19 protein-coding genes are annotated in these 20,422 nt (G+C 63.2%); 4 read left to right on the forward strand and 15 right to left on the reverse strand.

The features are described from left to right. From AC1VON_RS23635 to AC1VON_RS23690, 12 genes are all read right to left on the reverse strand, one after another. Positions 1-654: a protein-L-isoaspartate(D-aspartate) O-methyltransferase gene (locus AC1VON_RS23635; protein WP_172350186.1), complete on the reverse strand. Its 654-nt coding sequence runs from the start codon at positions 652-654 to the stop codon at positions 1-3. Further along, positions 651-1,409 (reverse strand): 5'/3'-nucleotidase SurE, encoded by a 759-nt coding sequence (gene surE / locus AC1VON_RS23640; RefSeq protein ID WP_056572365.1) that lies wholly within the window; start codon positions 1,407-1,409, stop codon positions 651-653. The genes AC1VON_RS23635 and surE overlap by 4 nt, the downstream gene beginning before the upstream one ends. Continuing rightward, positions 1,409-2,713 carry a serine--tRNA ligase gene (gene serS, locus AC1VON_RS23645; RefSeq protein WP_483125037.1) on the reverse strand — a complete coding sequence of 435 codons (1,305 nt, stop codon included), beginning with the start codon at positions 2,711-2,713 and terminating at the stop codon, positions 1,409-1,411. Before serS ends, surE begins: the two co-directional genes overlap by 1 nt. A 192-nt stretch (positions 2,714-2,905) precedes the next feature. Next, a complete protein-coding gene (gene tatC / locus AC1VON_RS23650; RefSeq protein ID WP_140773149.1) occupies positions 2,906-3,781 on the reverse strand; it encodes a twin-arginine translocase subunit TatC in 876 nt (291 codons plus the stop codon). Beyond that, on the reverse strand, positions 3,778-4,560 hold the full coding sequence (tatB, locus tag AC1VON_RS23655; protein ID WP_483125038.1) for a Sec-independent protein translocase protein TatB: 783 nt from the start codon (positions 4,558-4,560) through the stop codon (positions 3,778-3,780). Before tatB ends, tatC begins: the two co-directional genes overlap by 4 nt. 29 nt (positions 4,561-4,589) lie before the next feature. Next, the gene (locus AC1VON_RS23660) at positions 4,590-4,811 is read right to left on the reverse strand and encodes a twin-arginine translocase TatA/TatE family subunit (RefSeq protein ID WP_013895102.1); all 222 of its coding nucleotides are present in this window, start codon (positions 4,809-4,811) and stop codon (positions 4,590-4,592) included. 180 nt (positions 4,812-4,991) lie between these two features. Further along, the gene (gene scpB, locus AC1VON_RS23665; RefSeq protein ID WP_483125039.1) at positions 4,992-5,756 is read right to left on the reverse strand and encodes an SMC-Scp complex subunit ScpB; all 765 of its coding nucleotides are present in this window, start codon (positions 5,754-5,756) and stop codon (positions 4,992-4,994) included. Next, on the reverse strand, positions 5,753-6,553 hold the full coding sequence (locus tag AC1VON_RS23670) for a segregation and condensation protein A (RefSeq protein ID WP_483126367.1): 801 nt from the start codon (positions 6,551-6,553) through the stop codon (positions 5,753-5,755). The genes scpB and AC1VON_RS23670 overlap by 4 nt, the downstream gene beginning before the upstream one ends. Positions 6,554-6,614: 61 nt before the next feature. Next, positions 6,615-7,634, reverse strand: coding sequence for a beta-N-acetylhexosaminidase (nagZ, locus tag AC1VON_RS23675; RefSeq protein WP_483125040.1), 1,020 nt, complete (start codon positions 7,632-7,634; stop codon positions 6,615-6,617). A 149-nt stretch (positions 7,635-7,783) separates the two neighbouring features. Further along, entirely contained in the window at positions 7,784-11,146 is a 3,363-nt protein-coding gene (locus tag AC1VON_RS23680; protein ID WP_483125041.1) for an SPOR domain-containing protein, read from the reverse strand. Positions 11,147-11,249: 103 nt separating this feature from the next. Then, entirely contained in the window at positions 11,250-13,007 is a 1,758-nt protein-coding gene (gene argS / locus AC1VON_RS23685) for an arginine--tRNA ligase (RefSeq protein ID WP_483125042.1), read from the reverse strand. A 62-nt stretch (positions 13,008-13,069) separates the two neighbouring features. After that, entirely contained in the window at positions 13,070-14,284 is a 1,215-nt protein-coding gene (locus AC1VON_RS23690; RefSeq protein ID WP_483125043.1) for a deoxyguanosinetriphosphate triphosphohydrolase, read from the reverse strand. Between the two features lie 87 nt (positions 14,285-14,371). On the opposite strand from AC1VON_RS23690, the gene erpA reads away from it, so the two are divergent. From erpA to AC1VON_RS23710, 4 genes are all read left to right on the forward strand, one after another. After that, positions 14,372-14,719 carry an iron-sulfur cluster insertion protein ErpA gene (gene erpA, locus AC1VON_RS23695; RefSeq protein WP_013531288.1) on the forward strand — a complete coding sequence of 116 codons (348 nt, stop codon included), beginning with the start codon at positions 14,372-14,374 and terminating at the stop codon, positions 14,717-14,719. 4 nt (positions 14,720-14,723) lie between these two features. Next, positions 14,724-15,122, forward strand: a complete 399-nt coding sequence (locus tag AC1VON_RS23700) for a VOC family protein (protein ID WP_483125044.1) — start codon at positions 14,724-14,726, stop codon at positions 15,120-15,122. 14 nt (positions 15,123-15,136) lie between these two features. Then, complete coding sequence (gene xth / locus AC1VON_RS23705) at positions 15,137-15,931, forward strand: exodeoxyribonuclease III (RefSeq protein ID WP_172350176.1); 795 nt, start codon at positions 15,137-15,139, stop codon at positions 15,929-15,931. Positions 15,932-16,002: 71 nt separating this feature from the next. Next, complete coding sequence (locus AC1VON_RS23710) at positions 16,003-16,320, forward strand: hypothetical protein (RefSeq protein WP_483125045.1); 318 nt, start codon at positions 16,003-16,005, stop codon at positions 16,318-16,320. 38 nt (positions 16,321-16,358) lie between these two features. Here the strand turns inward: AC1VON_RS23710 and AC1VON_RS23715 are convergent, their stop codons facing one another. The 3 genes from AC1VON_RS23715 to AC1VON_RS23725 all read right to left on the reverse strand — a co-directional run bounded on the left by AC1VON_RS23715 (position 16,359) and on the right by AC1VON_RS23725 (position 20,396). Then, on the reverse strand, positions 16,359-17,189 hold the full coding sequence (locus AC1VON_RS23715; protein ID WP_483125046.1) for a tetratricopeptide repeat protein: 831 nt from the start codon (positions 17,187-17,189) through the stop codon (positions 16,359-16,361). Beyond that, the gene (ilvD, locus tag AC1VON_RS23720; RefSeq protein WP_483125047.1) at positions 17,176-18,900 is read right to left on the reverse strand and encodes a dihydroxy-acid dehydratase; all 1,725 of its coding nucleotides are present in this window, start codon (positions 18,898-18,900) and stop codon (positions 17,176-17,178) included. Before ilvD ends, AC1VON_RS23715 begins: the two co-directional genes overlap by 14 nt. Positions 18,901-19,190: 290 nt before the next feature. Beyond that, complete coding sequence (locus AC1VON_RS23725; RefSeq protein ID WP_483125048.1) at positions 19,191-20,396, reverse strand: outer membrane protein transport protein; 1,206 nt, start codon at positions 20,394-20,396, stop codon at positions 19,191-19,193. Between the last annotated feature and the right edge of the window lie 26 nt (positions 20,397-20,422).

Genomic DNA, 20,422 nt, shown 5'->3' on the forward strand with positions numbered 1-20,422 from the left:
CTAGATCACCGCGGCGACGCTGCGCAAGATCGGCTGCAGCCGCACGAGGCCGATATCCTCACGCTCGAAACGGCTGCCGACCTTGGTGAGCTTGGCCAGCACCTGCTCGCCCTCCTCCGGACCGATCGGCGCGATGACGATGCCACCGCTCGACAGTTGGTCGAGCAGGAAGCGCGGCAAGCTGTCGAAGGCGGCCCAGGCGACGATACGGTCGAACGGCCCTTCGGCAGGCAGACCGCCGGAACCGTCGGCCTGGCGCACTATGGCGTTGCCGATGCCGAGCGCCTCGAAGCGCTGCCTGGCCTGTTCGACAAGCGTCTTGTAGCGGTCGATGGTGACGATCCGTGCCGCCAGCCGTGACATTACCGCCGCCGTGTAGCCGGAGCCGGTGCCGATCTCGAGCACGCGATTGCCGGGCTCGATGGCAAGTGCCGCGATCACCGCCGCTTGCATGTCCGCGCCTTCTATCGCCTCGCCGCACTCGATCGGCAGCATGCGGTCGGACCAGGCGATCTGGTGGAACTGCGCTGCCAGGAAACCGCGCCGTGGCGTCGCCTCGAAAGCCGCGATCAATGCCTTCGGCACGGTTCCCCTGCCGCGCAGGCGCAGGAGGAAAGCGGCAAATCCTTCGCGGTCATCGATTGGCAGGTTCATGCAAGCGCCTTGCTCAGCTGGTCGCGGATCTCATGCGCGGTGAGGTCGAGCTGCAACGGCGTCACCGACACCAGGCGATTGCGCAAGGCGTAGAGATCGGTGCCTCGCTTGCCCTCGACCGGCTCGCGGCCAAATCGCAGCCAATAATAAGGCAGGCCGCGCCCGTCACGGCGCTCGTCGACCCACAGGCTGTGCACGAGCTTGCCCTGCGAGGTGACCACCGTGCCGGCGACCTCCTCGGGAAGGCAGTTCGGAAAATTGACGTTGAGCAGCACGCCGTCCGGCAGCGGCGTCGCGACGAGCTTCTTCAGCAGTGCCGGCGCCAGCGCTTCGGTGGTTTCGTAGGGGACGACGCGATCCTCGCCGACATAGGAGTAGCCCTGGCTGAGCGCGATCGAGCGGATGCCGAGCAGCGCGCCTTCCATGGCGCCGGCGACGGTCCCCGAATAGGTCACGTCGTCGGCGATATTGGCGCCGGAATTGATGCCGGAGAGGATCAGGTCGGGCGCACCGGGCAGGATCTTCTTCACCCCCATGATAACGCAGTCGGTCGGCGTGCCGCGCACGGCAAAATGCTTCTCGCCGATCTTGCGCAGCCGCAACGGCTCCGAGATCGACAGCGAATGCGCATAGCCGGACTGGTCCTGCTCCGGCGCCACCACCCAGACATCGTCGGAGAGCGTGCGGGCAACGCGTTCGAGCGACGCCAGGCCCTCGGCATGAATGCCGTCGTCATTGGTCAGAAGAATGCGCATTATTTCGATTCGATCTTTTCCAGACCGCCCATGTAAGGCCGCAGCACTTCAGGAATGGTTACGCTGCCATCCTCATTCTGGTAGTTTTCGATGACAGCTATGAGAGCGCGGCCGACAGCGGTGCCCGAGCCGTTGAGCGTATGGACGAAGCGATTGCTCTTGCCATCCTTGTCCTTGTAGCGGGCGTCCATGCGGCGCGCCTGAAAATCGCCACAGACCGAGCAGGACGAGATTTCGCGATAGGCGTTCTGGCCGGGCAGCCAGACCTCGATGTCATATGTCTTGCGCGCGCCAAAACCCATGTCGCCGGTGCACAGCACCATGGTGCGGAACGGCAGCTCCAGGCGCTTCAGCACTTCCTCGGCACACTCAGTCATCCGCTCATGCTCGGCAAGCGATGATTCCTGGTCGGTGATCGACACCAGCTCGACCTTGTAGAACTGGTGCTGACGGAGCATGCCGCGCGTGTCTCGTCCGGCCGAGCCTGCTTCGGAGCGGAAGCAAGGCGTCAGCGCCGTGTAGCGCAGCGGCAGTTTTTCATACGCTGTGATTTCCTCGCGCACGAGATTGGTAAGCGGCACCTCGGCGGTGGGGATCAGGCCAAGCCTGCCCTCCCCGTGCGGCGTGAAGAACAGATCCTCCTCGAACTTCGGCAGTTGGTTGGTGCCGAAAAGCACCTCGTCGCGGACCATCAGCGGCGGGATGACTTCCTCATAGCCATGTTCGGTCGTGTGCAGGTCGAGCATGAACTGGCCGATCGCGCGTTCCATCCGCGCCAGGCCGCTCTTCAGCACGGTGAAGCGCGAGCCCGACAGCTTTGCCGCCCGCTCGAAATCCATCATCCCGAGCGCTTCGCCGATCTCGAAATGTTCCTTCACCCAGTTCGGCCGCGTCGGCACCTTGCCGACGACGTGCTTGACGACATTGTCGTGCTCGTCCTTGCCGACCGGTACATCGTCGAACGGCACGTTGGGCAGCACCGCCAGCGCATCGTTCAGCGCCTTGTCGAGCTCGCGTTCGCGCGCCTCGCCATTCTGGATAAAGGTCTTGATCTCGCCGACTTCGGCTTTCAGTTTCTCGGCAAGGGCGGCATCGCCCGAACGCATGGCGTTGCCGATCTCCTTGGAGGCGGCGTTGCGGCGCTCCTGCTTGGTCTGCAGCTCGGTGACGTGCTCACGCCGCGCCTCGTCCCTGGCGATCAAATCATCGACCGTGGACTGCGCCTCTGCCGCCGACCACAAGCGCTTGGCCAGCGCCTCGACAAGGGCCTTCGGGTTGTCGCGAATCCATTTGATGTCAAGCATGGTCTATCCGTCCTCGGGTAGCATGTCGCCCAAAAGTGCGCAGCGGTTTTGGGACAACGACATGCTCAAAACAAAAACTGAAACGCACCGCCTTGATGGCGATGCGTTTCAGTCAGAGGGCGTAAACCGCATCCTTGACCGATGCAAGATGAGGCTGGGCGGCGGTTGTCGTTTTCCGCCGCGTTGATGTTCTTAGGAGGCTGCCGGCGCCGGAGGTTCGTCCGGTGCCTTGTCCGCCACGGTCTCGGCGGCTTCCTGCTTCTCGCGTGCCAGGCGCTCGCGCTCCTGGCTGCGCTCGATCCACCGCGCGGCCCAGATGGCGACCTCGTAGAGCAGGATGGTTGGAATGGCCAAGCCGATCTGGCTCATCGGATCGGGCGGCGTCAGCACCGCCGCGACGACGAAGGCGATGACGATCGCCCATTTGCGTTTCTCGGCCAGCGCCTTGGACGACAGCATGCCGACGCGGGTCATCAGGCTGGTCACCACCGGCAGCTGGAACACCAGGCCGAAGGAGAAGATCAGCGTCATGATCAGGCTGAGATATTCCGACACTTTCGGCAGCAGCGAAATCTGTACCTGCTCGTCGGTACCGGCCTGCTGCATGGCGAGGAAGAACCACATCACCATCGGCGTGAAGAAGAAATAGACCAGCGAGGCGCCCATCAGGAACAGGATGGGCGACGCGATCAGGAACGGCAGGAAGGCGTTGCGCTCGTTCTTGTAGAGGCCGGGCGCGATGAATTTGTAGATCTGCGTGGCGATCAGCGGAAAGGCGATCACCATGCCGCCGAACATGGCGAGCTTGACCTGCGTGAAGAAGAATTCCTGCGGCGCGGTGTAGATCAGCTCGACCTTGTGAGGGTCGAGACCCGCCCACTTCGTCGCCCATTTGAACGGCACGACCAGAAGGTTGAACAGCTTCTTGGCAAAGAAGAAGCAGACCAGGAAGGCGACGAAGAAGCCGCCCAGCGACCAGATCAGCCGGCGGCGCAATTCGATGAGATGCTCGATCAGCGGCGCCGACGATTTTTCGATCTCATCCTTTTCCTTGTCCGAAACGCTCACTTGGCGGCTCCAGCCGTCTTCTTGGTCGCCAGCTTCTTCGCGGGCGCGGGCTTCGGTTCGGCTTTCGCCACGGCCTTGGCGGCAGTCGCCTTGGCGGCGGGCTTCGTCGCAGCGGCGGTTGCAGGCTTTGCTGCCGTCGCGACCTTTGTCGACGCTTTGGACGCGGGTGCTGCTTTTGCCGTCACTGCTGGTGTGGCTTTTGCCGTCGCAGTCTTCGCGGATGTCGAGGCCTTGGCAGGCGCTTTTGCCACCGGTGCCGACTTGGCAACCTTCTTGGCCGCTGATGCCTTTGGCCCCGCGGCAGCTTCCGCGGATGCCGATACCACCGATTCATCGGTCATCGCCGGGAAAACCGGTGTTGGCGCCGCAGCTCCCGCCGCATTGACGCCAGGCATTTCCGTTGCGCCATTCTTCAACGGTTCGGCCGGCTGTGGCGTCGAAGCGGCGGGCGTAGCCGGATCAGCGGCAGGCTTCGGCTTCATCGCGGCGTCGACTCCGGCGCGCACATCGGCCGCCGCCTGCTCGAACGGATTAAGCTGCTTTCTGATTTCGGCAACCGGGCTGAGGCCCCTGAGCTCGTCGACCGACTTCTTGACGTCGTCGAGCTCGGCTTCCTTCAGTGCATCGTTGAACTGTTTCTGGAAGTCGGCCGCCATGCTGCGCAGCTTCGCCGTCGTGCGGCCGAACGTGCGCAGCATATTGGGCAAATCCTTCGGCCCGACGACCACGATCATGACGATCGCGATCACCAGCATTTCGGTCCAGCCGACTTCAAACATGGCACTCTGTTCCGACTAGAACTTTTGGCTCAGCTCTTGCTGGCTTTTTCCTTCACGGCCGAAACGGTCTCGTCGGCACGGTGTTCGACGGTGCGCTTGTCCTCGGCGACGTCGTCGTCCGCCATGCCCTTCTTGAAGCTCTTGATACCCTTGGCCATGTCACCCATCAGCTCGGGAATCTTGCCGCGGCCGAAAACCAGCAGCACGATCACCAGCACGATCATCCAGTGCCAAATCGAAAATGAACCCATAGCAAATCTCTCTCGAATGTTTTCCCTGGCGATGATCTATGCGTTTTCGCGTTGGGATTCAAACACAACAGCGACAGAGTTTATGAAAGGGTGACGGATGTCACGCTTTTTCAACTCGCTGGCCCGCTACCAATCGGCGCATCTACGACCTATCGGCGCGCTTTGACAGAGGCCGGGAGGTCAATCTTCCGTGACAGGCGGCGTCAGCAGGCCAAGTTCCTCGAGGTCGATGTCGGTCAGCGGATCCTCGTCTTCGGTCAGCGCGTCGGGGTCGGCCGGCGGCTGCGGAATGGAGAAATTCGACGGCATGCGGCCCGAAAGCAGGCCCGCGCCCTTCAACTCCTCCATGCCGGGAAGATCGCGGATTTCCTCCAGCGCAAAATGGTCGAGGAAGGTTTCGGTGGTACCGTAGGTGACGGGACGGCCGGGCGTCTTGCGACGGCCGCGCATGCGCACCCATTCCGTCTCGAGCAGCGTGTCGAGCGTGCCCTTCGAGGTCTCCACACCGCGGATGTCCTCGATCTCGGCGCGTGTCACCGGCTGGTGGTAAGCGATGATCGCCAGCACTTCGAGCGCCGCGCGCGACAACTTGCGCTGCTGCACGGTGTCGCGGCTCATCAGGAAGGCCAAGTCGCCGGCGGTGCGGAACGCCCAGGCGTCGCCGACCCGCACCAGATTGACGCCGCGCCGTGCATAGATCTGCTGCAGATCGGCCATCGCCGCCGCGATGTTGATGCCGTCGGGCAGCCGCGCGGCAAGCTGCTTTTCGGTCACGGGCTCGGCACTGGCAAAAACGATCGCCTCGGCCATGCGCACCGCCTCCGCCATGTGCAGCCGCTCGGCCGGGTTCTGGACCTGCTCGGCCGCGTCCTCGGCAAACAGCTCCTGATCCGGCTCGTCTTCTACCTTGAACGGGATCACGGAAGCGTTGGCGCGTTCGCTCATGATGCCACCTCGACTGCCTTGATTGCCTGCGTGCGGCCGCGCAGATAGATCGGCGCGAACGTCTGATCCTGCCGCACGTCCATCGTGCCGTCGCGCACCAGTTCCAATGTTGCCGCAAAGGAACTGGCGATAGCCGTGCGCCTTTCCTCGGGGCTGGTCATGTAAATGATCAGGAAACTTTCCAGCGTCGTCCAGTCGCTCACAGCCCCGACCAGCCGGGTCAGGATGTCGCGCGCGTCCTTGAGCGACCAGACACCACGCCTGGCGATGGTCACGTTGTTGATCGCCTGCTTCTGCCGTTGCTGCGCATAGGCGGTCAGCAAGTCATAAAGCGACGCCGAATAGGCGTTGCGCTTCTCGATGATGACCATTTCCGGCATGCCGCGCGCGAACACGTCACGGCCGAGCCGGTTGCGGTTGACCAGGCGGGCCGCCGCATCGCGCATGGCTTCCAGCCGCTTCAGGCGGAATTGCAGCACCGCCGCCAGCTCCTCGCCGCTTTCGCCCTCTTCACCCGGCTGCTTGGGGATCAAAAGCTTCGACTTGAGGAAGGCGAGCCACGCCGCCATCACCAGATAGTCGGCCGCAAGCTCGAGCCGCAGCGCCCTCGCCGTCTCGACAAAGGTCAAATACTGCTCGACCAGCGCCAGGATCGAGATGCGCGCCAGATCGACCTTCTGGGTGCGGGCAAGATGCAAGAGGAGATCGAGCGGGCCTTCGAAGCCGGCGACGTCAACAACCAGCGACGGGTCGCCGGTGACGCGTGAATCGTCATTCCCGGCCCACAGACGGTCCATCGGTGCGGCCTTCGCGGCCTTGCTCTCCAATGTTTCCGCCACGTCCTGTTACTTCCCTTCGTTAGGCCACCGCATCGAAATAGGTGGCGAATTCAGCGCGTATCTCGGTTTCCTCGGCCGCGTCGCGTTTCCTTATATAGGTCAGGGCCCGCTTTGCACGCTCCAGCGACTTGCCTTCAAGCCCCGTGGTGCGCGATGCGATGCCCGCCATCTCCTCGAAAACGCCGTTGCAGTGAAGGACCAGATCGCAGCCCGCCGCAAGGATCGAGGCCGCCTTTGTCGGGAAATCCCCAGAAAGTGCCTTCATCGAGGTGTCGTCGCTCATCAAGAGCCCGTCAAAGCCGATGTCGCGGCGGATGATCTCGTCTATGACCTTGCCTGAGGTCGTCGCTGGGTTCTTCGGGTCGATGGCGCTATAGACGACATGCGCCGTCATTGCCATCGGCAGATGGTTGAGCTCCCGGAACGGGGCGAAATCATGCCGCTGCAGATCGCCGAGCGAAGCGTCGACCGTTGGCAGCTCGAAATGCGTGTCGGCAAAGGCCCGGCCATGCCCCGGAATATGCTTCATCACCGGCAGCACACCGCCGGACATCAGGCCTTCGGCGGCGGCACGGCCGAGTTCGATGACCGCGCGCGGCTCCTTGCCGTAGGCGCGCGCGCCGATTACATCGCTGGCGCCTTCGATCGGCACGTCGAGCACCGGCAGACAATCCGCCGTGATGCCGTAGCGCAACAGGTCGAAGGCGTGCAGGCGCGCCATCAGCCATGCGGCACGGGCGCCGGCGTCGTGATCGTCGCGCCACAGCGCGCCAAGCGCCCCGCCGGCCGGATAGTTGGGAGCCAGCGGTGGCCGCAGGCGTTGCACCCGGCCTCCTTCCTGGTCGATGAAAACGAGCGCGTCCGGGCGCCCGATACAGTCGCGCATCTCGGCGACCAGATCGCGGATCTGCTCGGTCTCGCCAATGTTGCGGGCAAACAGGATGAAGGCCCACGGGCATTCATTGCGATAGAAATTGATTTCTTCGCGGGTGAGCGATTTCCCGGCACAGCCGAGGATCATGGATTTTGATTCGGTCATGTCAGGAGTTTAGGGCTTCGCGCGACCAAAGGGAATCGCTTGCGATCACATGCGGTCCAACGCCAGAAGTGCTTCCACATGAAAACGCTGGGCACACGAAAAAGCCGGCGCGATCGAGGACCGCGCCGGCTTGATTGATTGATCGGCGCCTAGCGCGAGACGAAGCAGTTGCCGCCAGCCGCCTTGTAGCTGGTGCACAGGTTGATGGCATCGTTGCGCGACTGGGCCGCGACGCGGACGCGGTAGAACGTGCCCTTGCCGGCGATCTCGGCCTTGACGATGTTGGCGGTGCGACCGGCAAGCACGCTGCCATAGCGGCGCTGCAGGTCCTGGTAGGTCGACTGGGCGCTTTCCACCGTAGGCTGCGAAGCAACCTGCATCGACCACGAACCGCCACCGGTCGCCGTCGTTGCCGGATCGATGGAAGCGACCTGATCGGGCTTGACCTCGCCGACGACGTCGACCGGCTGGTCGGATGGGCGCTGTGGCGCGATCGCAACCTTGGCCGGGGTGTTTGCCGACTGGGCCTTGGCCGGTTTGGCTGCCGGCTTGAGAGCCGGTTCGTCCGACTGGGCGGCGGCAGGCGCCACGGTGCCGGTCTGATCGGCATCGGCAGACGGCGCGACATGCTGCGGCGCCGGATCGGTCGGCTCAGCAGCCGCGACCTGCGGTGTGGCGGGCGCCGGGTCCTCGCGCGGCACCAGCGAGCCATCCGACTTGACAACCATGGTCCGCACCTTGCGCGGCGCAACGGCGACGACATCGGTGTTGGTGCCCTTGTCGGCATCCTGCAGCACCTGCGCGATGCGATCCTCGGACTTGGGCGCCGGCGCCGCATTGTCGGCCGGAGCCGCATTGGCGGTGGGCGAGGCGTTGCCGTCGTCGGCTCCGCCAACGGCAGCACTCTGGTCAGGAGAAAGATCTATGGCGCGGGCCGGATCCTTTGCCTGCACGTCCACCGGCACCTCGGTGTTGGTGACAAGCTTCTGTTGCACCGGTTCGGCGGGCTTCGCGCCCTTGACCACCGCGTCGTAGACCTTGTTGTCCTGGTTCGGCACCACGGTGCCGCCCGGATTTTCCGGCTTGATCTTGATCGGCGAATTGTCGGCCTTGACGATCACCGGAGCTTCGCTGCCGCCCTTGCCGCCGAAGGACAACGCAAAGGCGCCAAGACCGCCCGCGACCGCAACGGCGCCGACGATCGCAGCGATGAACAGGCCGCGACGGCCCGAAGACCTGGCCGCTTCCCTCTCGCCGAGACCCGGAACGGACATGGCCTCGTCCAGTTCGGGGTCGTAGTCGAGTTCATCGACGGTGAAATCGTCCGCCTGCGAAACCGGCTGGCTGCCGGGCAGATTGTCGAGATCGAAGCCGTCCGCGGCATCGGCATAGCCAGTGTTCGCCGCAGCACGAGCAGGCGTTTCCGCCGGCCGCGCCGCATAGGTCCGCGCTTCAGTCTGATAGGCAGGCTTGGCTTCTTCGTATGCCGGCGCCTGGTATCCCGTATTGGACCTCTCATATCCCGGATTGAGACTCTCATATCCCGGATTGGGCTTCTCATATCCCGAATTGAATCCGGCATTGTAGGATTCGTCGGCATAGGCAGCGCTGCTTGCGGGAGCAGTTGGAGCAGGCGCGACCTCCACCGAATTCATTTCCGTCAGAAGGCTGGCGAACTCGGCGTCGAGATCGTCATAGCCAGGCGAGGCCGGTTCATCTTCCTCGAAATGCAGTTCCGGAATGTCGAGATCGTCCGCCAGCGCCACGACGCGCTCCGGCACATCGACAGTTTCGACATCGGGCATCTCTTCATAGCGCGACGGCTGTCGCGGCTGCGGTGTGGATACAGGGGCTGCATGGGCAGCAGCCGCAACCGGCTCGGGCGCGCGATAGGTCGGCACCACAGCCACTGCCGGGGCCACTTCCGGTGCGGCGGCCCTGGCCGCCATCGAAGCGGCCGGCTGCGTGGCAAATGCCGGCTGCTGGGGAACTGGTGTCACGCGGCTCCACGAACGGGTTGGCTCCGTCGGCACTGAGCGTTCAGCCAGCCAATCGAAGGAATCGGCCTGATCCTGCTCGGAAGCTGTCTCGTGGCGCGCATCGAGACTCCTGGCCAGGGCCGCATCGAACGCATCATCGTCGAGATCGACATGATCAGCGGTATCCGAACCAAAATCCTGGCCCTGAATTTCGTCGAGCAGCAGATTGTCGAGGTCGGCATCGGCGGCGTGAACGCCACTCGAAGGATGCGGATCCTCGGGCGCATGGTCGTCAAGATCCCAGTCGAGATCGCCAACGAGATCGGCAGGTTCCTCGGAGACCTTTGCCGGTGCGGCGGCATGGACCTGAGGGAGAGCAACAGCCGGCTGGGCTACAACAGGCCGAGCAACGACAGGCTCGTTGACCGGCGGCGGCGTGCGCGCCGTCATCGCGCCCAGAAGCGCGTTCAATTCGTCTTCGAGGCTCCGTTCGTCCGCTGCGTGGGCCCGCACCGGCTCGGCCATGACCGCCGCCGGGGCCATCGGCTGGACCGCAGCCGCAACCTCGGCGACCGGCTCTTCGGCAGGCTCGGCGAACGCATCGTCCAAAGTCAGATCGAAAGCATCATCCGAAACGGCTTCGGGGCCTGAGAACTCACCTTCCTTGTCCACGGCATCGGCGAGCAAGTCGTGCGCATCCGCTGCATCAAAGGCCACCGGCTCGTCTGCCTGAACGTCAAAATCCATGTCGACATCAGCCATGGCGTCGTCGAAATGACCCGTGAAATCCTCATCGGAAGTCGCCTGGGCCTCATTTGCAACGGCTGGTGCCGGCTCCGAATAGTCGACCGCGGTCGCAGCCACATGGCGCTGATCCGCCGGATGGTCGTCAAGCATCAGCTCATCTTCGAGCGAAAGCGCGACCGCATCGTCGAATTGATGATCGGGCTCCACAGCCGCCGGCACTTCGGCCACCGCATGCCGAGCTTCGACGGTATCGTCCTCGATGTGGAAATCCTGATCGAGCGACGCGGCAAGCTCGTCCTCCATCGGCAGATCGTCTTCGAAGGGCGAAACGTCTTCCAGCGAACTGGCAACGGCATTGTCGAAATCGGCGTCGAAGGCAGGTTCGACGGATGGCGCGGCTTCGGCAGCGTGAGGATTGGCATGGCTGGCGACCAGCCCCTTCTCATCGGCACCCGTGAAGTCCAGATGGAAATCGTCGTCGAGCGACAGCGCAAGGCCATCGTCGGCCACGTGCGTGGCCGCCGTTTCGAATGTCGGCTCATGAACCTCGACGGATGGAGCGGGTGCACTGTCGCCAGTGTCGAACTCGCCCATCAACTCCTTTTCGAGGTCGATGTCGAAATCGTCCTCCTGCACGGGCTGGTTGGCGACGGGAGCCTGTACCGGCGCCTGCTGCTTGACCGGCTGGCGCGGGTCGAATCCCATGATCCTGGTCAGTTCCGCGAACGGATCATCGTCAGCGATGTCGTTGTTGTCGGCTACTCTCAGCTGGGTTCTGTCTGCCATTATTGTTCCCGAACTCGCACTCATTCGGACGCCATGGACGTCGCGCAGGGTTGGCCCTTACCAGCGCAATGTGGGCAAAAGGTGACAGGTTTTTTAGTCAAACCTAACGCATTTCGGTGGGCGCTGCGGCTCCGATCAACGTCAGGCCGGACGTCAGAACGTCCGAAACAGCCTGCACCAGCCCTAGTCTGGCATGAGTCAATTGTCGGTCGTTAACCTTAACAAAACGTAAGTCCGGATTATCCGTGCCCCGGTTCCAGTGTCCATGGAAACTGGAAGCCAGATCATAGAGGTAAAATGCCAGCCTATGCGGCTCCAGCGCAAGAGCGGCGGATTCGATCAGGCGTGGATATTCGGCGAGCTTGCGGATCAGGCCGATCTCGCCCTCGTCGGTCAGCGACGCGACGGCGGCCGCCAGGCTGCCGCGGTCGAAATTCGCCTCGCCCAATTGCTCGCTTGCCTGCCGGAACACCGAATGGCAGCGCGCCGAAGCGTACTGCACGTAAAACACCGGATTGTCCTTGGACTGCTCGGTGACCTTGGCGAAGTCGAAATCGAGCGGTGCATCGCTTTTGCGGTAAAGCATCATGAAGCGGATGGCGTCGCGGCCAACCTCCTCCACCACTTCCCGAAGCGTGACAAAATCACCTGACCGCTTCGACATGCGGACCGGCTCGCCATCACGAAACAGCTTGACCAGGTTGCACAACAGGACGGTGAGCTTGACCTCGTCGCCCGCGATGGCCCGTGCCAGCGCCTCCAGCCGCTTGACGTAACCGCCATGGTCGGCGCCAAGCACATAGATCAGGTCGACGAAGCCGCGATCGACCTTGTCCTTCAGATACGCCACGTCGGCGGCGAAATAGGTGAACGCGCCATCGGACTTGACCAACGCCCGGTCCATGTCGTCGCCGACCGCGGTCGAGCGGAACAGCGTCTGCTCGCGGTCTTCCCAGTCATCCGGCTTCTCGCCCTTGGGCGGCGGCAGCTTGCCCTTGTAGATGTGGCCCTTCAGCGTCAGGTCGTTGATCGCCGAGCGGATCTTCCTGGCATTGTCGGCGTGCAGCGTGCGTTCGGAGAAGAACACGTCGTGATGTACATTGAGCAGCGCCAGATCCTCGCGGATCATCGCCATCATCGCATCGATGGTCCGATCCTTGACGATGGCCAGTGCTTCGTCATCCGGCATCTGCAGCAGCGAACGGCCGAACTCCTTGACCAGCGCGTGACCGACCGGGACGAGGTAGTCGCCGGGATAAAGCCCGGGCGGAATCTCCCCGATATCCTCGCCAAGCGCCTCGCGATAGCGCAGCATCGCCGAACGCCCGAGCACATCGATCTGCGAGCCGGCATCATTGATGACATATTCCTTGGTCACGTTGTAACCGGCAAACGCCATCAGGTTGGCGAGCGCGTCGCCCACCACGGCGCCCCGGCAATGGCCGACATGCATCGGCCCCGTCGGGTTGGCCGAGACATATTCGACATTGGTTTTCCGGCCGGCGCCGATCGTCGAGCGGCCATAATCGCGGCCCTCGCCCAGAAGTGCCGACAGATGAGCCTGCCAGAAACCGTCCTTGAGCCTCAGATTGACGAAGCCGGGACCGGCGACGTCGACGGCGGCGACATCCCTGTCGTCCCGAAGCGCCAGCGCCAGCCTTTCGGCCAGCGCGCGCGGGTTCTGGCCGGTGGGCTTGGCCAACACCATTGCCGCATTGGTCGCGAGATCGCCATGGCTGGGGTCGCGCGGCGGTTCGACGGCAATGCGCGACAGGTCAGGCGAAACGCCGTCCTTGTCTTTCAGATCAAGCGCTTCGACAGCCTTTGTGACTCGCGCGGTGAAATCGGCGAAGATGTTCATGGGTATTGCTCTGGCGGCTTTATGGTGAATCCGGCTCGTTGGCCGGCAAAATCGCGCCCGCCCTAGCTCAAATCCGGAGTGCGGTCAAACAAACGCCGATGTTCCTTGAGCGCGTAGGTGTCGGTCATCCCTGCCAGGAAATCGGCCACGCTGCGCGCCTTGATGCGATCCTCGGCCCGGTCCAGCCCCTCGCGCCAGCCGTCGGGCATGGCGCGCGGATCGGCGAAATAGACGTCGAACAGGTCCCTGACGATCTGCTCGGCGCCGGCGCGCACCCGCATCACCTCCTTGTGCCGATAGAGGTGCTTGTAGAGAAAGGCCTTCAGTTCCTTCTCGGCCGCGGCCATCTCGGTGGAAAAGGTCACCATCGTCTCGCCGGCCGCCCTCACAGCATCGGCATTGCGCGGACCGACACGCTCCAGATTGGCGGTCGCGGAAACGATGACATCCTCGACCATGGCGGTGATCTGCCGCCGCATCAGTTCGTGGCCGGTGCGCACGCCATCGAGCGCCGGATAGCGTTGGCGCACCCCCCGCAGGATCGCTCCCGGCAGCGAGACGGCCTCCAGCATATCGAGCGTCAGCAGCCCTGCCCGCAAGCCGTCGTCGATGTCATGCGTATTGTAGGCGATATCGTCCGCGATGGCGGCGCACTGCGCCTCGATGCCGGCGAAGTGGTCCAGTTCGAGATCCTGCAGCTCTGAGTAATCGCGGATCGCCTGCGGCACCGGCCCTTCCAGGCCCTTGCCGCTGCTGTCCGTCAGCGGGCCATTGTGCTTGACCAGGCCTTCCAGCGTCTCCCAGCTCAGGTTCAGCCCGTCGAACTCGGCGTAGCGCGCTTCCAGCCGGGTCACGATACGCAGCGATTGCGCATTGTGATCGAAACCGCCCCAGGCGGCCATCTTGTCGTTCAGCGCGTCCTCGCCGGTGTGGCCGAAAGGCGTGTGGCCGAAATCATGCACCAGCGCCACAGCCTCGGCCAGATCCTCGTCGCCACGCAGCGCCCGCGCCAGAGCACGCGCGATCTGTGCCACCTCGATCGAATGGGTCAGCCTTGTGCGATAATGGTCGCCTTCATGGGCGATGAAGACCTGGGTCTTGTGCTTGAGCCGCCGGAACGCCGTCGAATGGATGATGCGGTCGCGGTCGCGCTGGAACGGCGTGCGGGTCGGGCTTTCGACCTCGTCGAACAGCCGGCCGCGCGAGCGCGCCGGATCCGTGGCATAGGCCGCGCGCGGCCGGTAGCCGAATCCGATGTCGCCCAACTCGTTGGTCATGGTCGATGCCGCAGGTTGACTGGTCTAGTTGACTTGGCCGCTTGCGCTTCATACCTATCATGTGAAACCGAAAGCAAGGTGACGCCCATGGGCGCGGATGCCAAGACCGCCATGAAAGTCGATATGACCGAGGCCGCCGCCAAGCGGATCGCCAGGATTGTCTCTAACGAGGCCGGCAAGACGGCGTTGCGCGTTTCCGTCGAAGGCGGCGGCTGCTCCGGCTTTTCCTACAAGTTCGATCTGGTCGATACACGCAACGACGATGACGTCGCCATCGAGAAGGATGGCGCCACGGTGCTGATCGACGATTTGTCTCTGGTCTATATGGGCGGGTCGGTGATCGACTTCGTCGACGACCTGATGGGCCAGTCGTTCCAGATCCGCAATCCGAACGCGGTCGCCTCCTGCGGCTGCGGCACCAGTTTCTCCATCTAGCGGCATGCCTGCCGTCGGCGCGGTCCGTCAGGTCGCGCTGTCGGCCGGACGCGATCTTGATTCGACGCTCGCCTTCTGGCGCGAGGTGCTCGGCATGAATGTGCATGCCCGCTTCGACCCACCGGGCATCGCTTTCATCATGGCAGGCAGCGTACGGCTGCTGTTCACCGACGGCATACCCGCCGGCACGGTCTATCTCGACATAACGGGCCTCGAAGCCTTCCACGCCGGGGCAAAAGCCGCGGGCGTCCCCTTCACCGCGCCGCCGGCGCTCGTGCATCGCGATACCGAGGGCCAGTTCGGCCCGGCGGGGGAAAGCGAGTGGATGGCCTTCCTAAAGGACCCGGCAGGCAATACGATCGGCCTGGTCGAGCGCCATCCAGCGCAGGAACCCTCTGAATAAGCACCGAGAGCGTCATGAAAATCGTCACCTGGAACATCAATGGCGTTCGCGCCCGCATCGGCAACCTCACCCATTGGTTGACCGAAAGCGCGCCCGACATCGTTTGCCTGCAGGAGATCAAGACGGTCGACGAGCAGTTCCCGCGCGCCGAGATCGAGGCGCTTGGCTACAATGTCGAAACCCATGGCCAGAAGGGTTTCAACGGCGTGGCGCTGCTTTCGAAGCTGCGCTTTGACGAAGTCATCAGAGGGCTGCCGGGTGACGACACCGACGAGCAGGCGCGCTTCATCGAAGGCGTCTTCTCGACCGACAAGGGCGCGCTTCGCGTCGCCTCCCTCTATCTGCCGAATGGCAATCCGATCGATGACGACAAGAAGTTTCCCTACAAGCTGTCCTGGATGGCCCGTCTGGAACGCTGGGCAGAAGAACGGCTGAGGCTCGAAGAGGCACTCGTGCTGGCCGGCGACTATAACGTCATTCCCGAGCCGATCGATGCGCGCTTCCCGGAGAACTGGCTGGGCGACGCGCTGTTCCAGCCGCAGACGCGGCAGGCGTTCCGGCGGCTGCTCAATCTCGGCTTCACCGAAGCGGTGCGCGCGGTGACCGATGCGCCCGACACATACACCTTCTGGGACTATCAGGCCGGTGCCTGGCAGAAGAACAACGGCATCCGCATCGACCATCTGCTGCTGTCGCCGGAAGCCGCCAACCGATTCTCGTCGGCCTCGATCGAAAAGCATGTGCGCGCCTGGGAAAAGCCATCCGATCATGTGCCGGTGGCGATCGATCTCGCGCTGCAGCCAGCCTGACCGGCCCCTTCCGCCATCGAATCGCCCCGGCTTTGTATCGCCACAAATCAGGCGCATGATGTAAAACCATCATGGCGGCGGGGGTTTCCATGACTTTTCGATTTGTTGCTTGTCCGATCGGCTTGGCATTCGCCACGGTCGTCATGCTGCCGGCCTTCGCCGCCCCGGAATGTCTCGCCAATGGAAAATCCTATCAGGTCGGTCAGGTCGCCTGCCTGACGGTTGCCGACCAGAGCCATCTGGCGCGCTGCGACATGGTGCTCAACAACACATCCTGGACCAAGGTCGGCGACAGCTGCCCCGAAAACAAGATGGCGCCGCACCTGCATGTCACGCCGATCTCGACGCCCGCGCCAAGCATGGTGCCGACGGAACCGACCGAAAACTGATTTTCCCGATGGCTGATCTCCCTGGGGGAAGATCACCCTTACTGGTCTGCGTTGGTGGTGCCTTTGGTAAGGATATCATCCGCCAGCGAAATCGCCGTGCGGCGATCAGCTTCACCGGCCGCGGCAAAAGCCTCTTCCTGCATGCCTCGGATCCAGGGCTGGTCGGCCGGCGACGCGCGTTCGAGCGCCGCGGTCATCATCGCCAGGCCGCGAACGATCTTGCCGCTCTGGAACAAGAGATGGCCAAGCGTCGCCTGCGCGCCGGCATGGCCCTTCTCGGCGGCGAGTTGGAACCAGCGCCCGGCCTGCTTGACGCTGGCCTTCACGCCGCCCTCGCCTTTCAGGAACATCTGCCCCATCTCGAACTGGGCGTTCGGGTTGCGGTAGTTGGCGGCGGCGCGCATGTAATATTCCTGGGCGGCCACCTCGTTCTCGGTGACCGGACTGCCCGGAATGCCCTTGCGCAGATAGTCGCCGAGCGCCACCAGCGCGTCCGACACGTAGCTTTCTTCCGGAGAACCGGGCTCGACATCCTGGTCGACGATTTCCGAGAAGAACTTGAACGCCTCATAGTCGTCGCGGGCCACACCATCGCCCTCGGCATACATGCGCGCAAGCTTCCAGGTGGCGCCAATCTGGCCGTTTTCGGCGGCGTATTTATAGGCCTCGGCGGCCTGTTCCTTGTGGCCGTTCTTGTAGGCGGAGAAGCCGAACTGGAACACTGCCCATGGACTGGACTGCGGCTTCACGCCGGTCTTGTCGTCGAACACCTTGTCGTCGAAGGCCAAAGCCTGGCCCACGGCGCCAAAGATCGCAACAGCGACCAGTGCCGGAAGGACAGATGACCTCAACAACTCAGATATCCGCATAACAGTGTGTTTCTTTCGCACCGCCCGGATGGGTGACCGCACCATCCCTGGCAGACCCGACCGTCTGCGCGTATTTCCATATCGCGCCCGACTGGTAGTCGGTCGTGCGCGCCTTCCATGTCTTTGCCCGCGCCGCCAGTTCGCCGTCGGTCAGCGCCACTTCGATCGTGCCGTTCACGGCATCGATCGAGATCATGTCGCCATCCCGGATGAGACCGATCGGACCGCCAACCGCCGCTTCCGGCCCGACATGGCCGATGCAGAAGCCGCGCGTCGCGCCCGAGAAGCGGCCGTCGGTGATCAGCGCCACCTTGCCGCCCATGCCCTGGCCGTAGAGGGCCGCCGTCGTCGACAACATCTCACGCATGCCTGGGCCGCCGCGCGGTCCTTCATAGCGGATGACGAGAACCTCGCCTTCCCTGTAGTTGCGATGCGTCACCGCCTCGAAACATTCCTCTTCCGAATCGAAGCAGCGCGCCGGGCCGGAGAATTTCAACTCCGCCATGCCCGCGACCTTCACGATCGCGCCTTCGGGGGCAAGGTTTCCCTTCAACCCCACGACACCGCCAGTTTGGGTAATTGGTCTGTTGGCCGGGCGGACCACATCCTGGTGTTCATTCCAGGCAACGTGCTCCATATTTTCGGCCAAAGTACGGCCAGTGACCGTCAGGCAGTCGCCATGCAGATAGCCGTGGTCGAGCAGCGTCTTCATCAACAGCGGAATGCCGCCGGCCTCGAACATGTCCTTGGCGACATATTTTCCGCCGGGCTTGAGATCGGCGATGTAAGGCGTCTTCTCGAAGATTTTCGCCACGTCGAACAGGTCGAACTTGATGCCCGCCTCATGCGCGATCGCCGGCAGATGCAGCGCTGCGTTGGTCGAGCCGCCGGTGGCCGAAACCACGGTCGCCGCATTCTCCAGCGCCTTCAGCGTGACGATGTCGCGCGGCCGGATGTTCTTGGCGATCAGCTCCATGATCTTTTCGCCGGAGGCGAAATTGAAACGGTCGCGCATTTCGTAAGGGGCCGGCGCGCCGCAGGAATAAGGCAGCGCCAAGCCGATCGCCTCGGCGACGGTAGCCATGGTGTTGGCGGTGAACTGGGCGCCGCAGGAGCCGGCCGAGGGACAGGCGGCCTGCTCGATCTCGAGCAGTTCGGCATCACCGATCGTACCGACCGAATGCTGGCCGACCGCCTCGAACACATCCTGTACGGTGATCTGTCGGCCGCGATAGCTGCCGGGCAGGATCGAACCGCCATAGATGAAGATCGACGGCACGTTGAGCCGCACCATGGCCATCATCATGCCTGGCAGCGACTTGTCGCAGCCAGCGAGGCCGACCAGTGCATCATAGCAATGGCCGCGCATGGTGAGTTCGACCGAATCGGCGATGACCTCGCGCGACACCAGCGAAGACTTCATGCCTTGGTGGCCCATGGCGATGCCGTCGGTGACGGTGATGGTGCAGAATTCGCGCGGCGTGCCATTGGCGGCCGCCACCCCCTTCTTGACCACCTGCGCCTGGCGCATCAGCGAGATGTTGCAGGGGGCAGCTTCGTTCCAGCACGAGGCTACGCCGACCAGCGGCTGCGCGATCTCGGCGGCGGAAAGCCCCATGGCATAGAGATAGGACCGGTGCGGCGCGCGCGCCGGACCGACAGTCACATAGCGGCTAGGGAGCTTAGCCTTTGAAATGACCTTGGCGTCCATTCTCATCCTTGCCGCGGGCGGTGCGGCCTGCCTCGTCGCCGGGCCTTTTGGCACGTGTCCCGAGACAGGTTCGAGGTGCGCCGGGTTTATGGCGGGAAATAGGCAATTTCCTCGGCCTGACTTTTAGCGCAGGGGTTGTTCAGGAAGTGTTGCCAAAACGTCACAATCGCACGAGGCAGTCCCAGTGCGGCTTCCATGCAACGCAGCTTGGATAGCAGCATCACCAACAATGCCCGCGCAAACGAAAAAGGCCGGGCAATTCCCGGACTTTTTCTAGTATTTTCATAAGCTTAGAACTTGATCTTGAGGCCACCTGAGATCGCGGAGACCAGATCGTTACCAAAGTCGTAGCTGACGTCCGTACCCGCCTGAAATCCGTTCTCGCCGTTCACCACGCCCGAGTGGCCGCTGGTCAGCACGCCGATCGCGCCACCCAGGCGCAATTCGATGTTGGGCTTGGGAGTGTAGGCGACGCCGCCGCCAATCGTCCAGGTATCGGTCTGGTCGCCATAGCCGTGCGAGGTCCCGCGGTCCCATGAAATCTGGGCCGCGCCGCTCCACTGCTCGTTGAATTGGTGGCCGATGCCGCCAGTGACTGTCCAGCCGTCACGATACATCAGATCCAGCGAGGTAACGGCCGCCGCCGAACCGGTAACGCACACAGAAGCCGGAACCCCCTGCGGGCAGATCGGGATGCTTTGCAGCAGGCTCCAGTTGACCCACTTGATTGAACCGAAAGCGAGCCAGCCAGGCGCGATGCCCGACTGCAATTTCAGTTCCAGCGAGTCCGGCATCGACTGGGTTGGGCCATATATATCGCCGACAATATTCAAGGTGCCCGCGATGTTGTCGAGCTTCACCTGCGAATTGTAGACGAGGCTGGCGCGCAGCGCGATATCAGGAATTTCGTAGGCGACGCCAACGCGCCAGCCCCAGCCGCTGCTGCTCAGGTCAACACGACCGATTGTGGTGCCCAAGGCCGGGTTCGCATAGCTCTCCTTGAAGCCGTAGACTTCCTGGTAGAAAACGCCACCGATGAAGCGAAGCTGTCCCTTGCCGACATCCATCTTGTAGGAGCAGGTGCCAGCATAGTTGTTGCTTTTGATCTGGGTGTTGATGTTGGAATAGGAGCCGTTCCAGATACCGGGGTTTGAACTCGCACCCCATGGCTGCGAATAGTCAAGCATGCAGTCAACGCCATGGCCAAGCGTTGCCTTGACGCCGACATACGGCACCCAGTAGCCCTCTGTATTACGGGCGGTACTCTTGCCCGTCAGCCCGCCGCCGGACGTGTCCGTCGCGTTCTTGAGATCGCGCTGCGGCATGACATAGGTTCCGCTGACGTCCGAAGTGAAGGGGGCCGGATCGAACAACAGGTCGATGTCGTAGCCGCCGCGCTCAAGGCCGCCAGCATGCGCCGTGTCCATCACCGTGCCTATCAAAGCAACCGAAAAGCACCCCGCCCCCAGCAGCGCTTTCAGACGCGGATCGAACATGAATCTCCTCCCCGGATTCGAGTGCA

The organism is Mesorhizobium sp. HAY1-8B, from assembly GCF_056868045.1.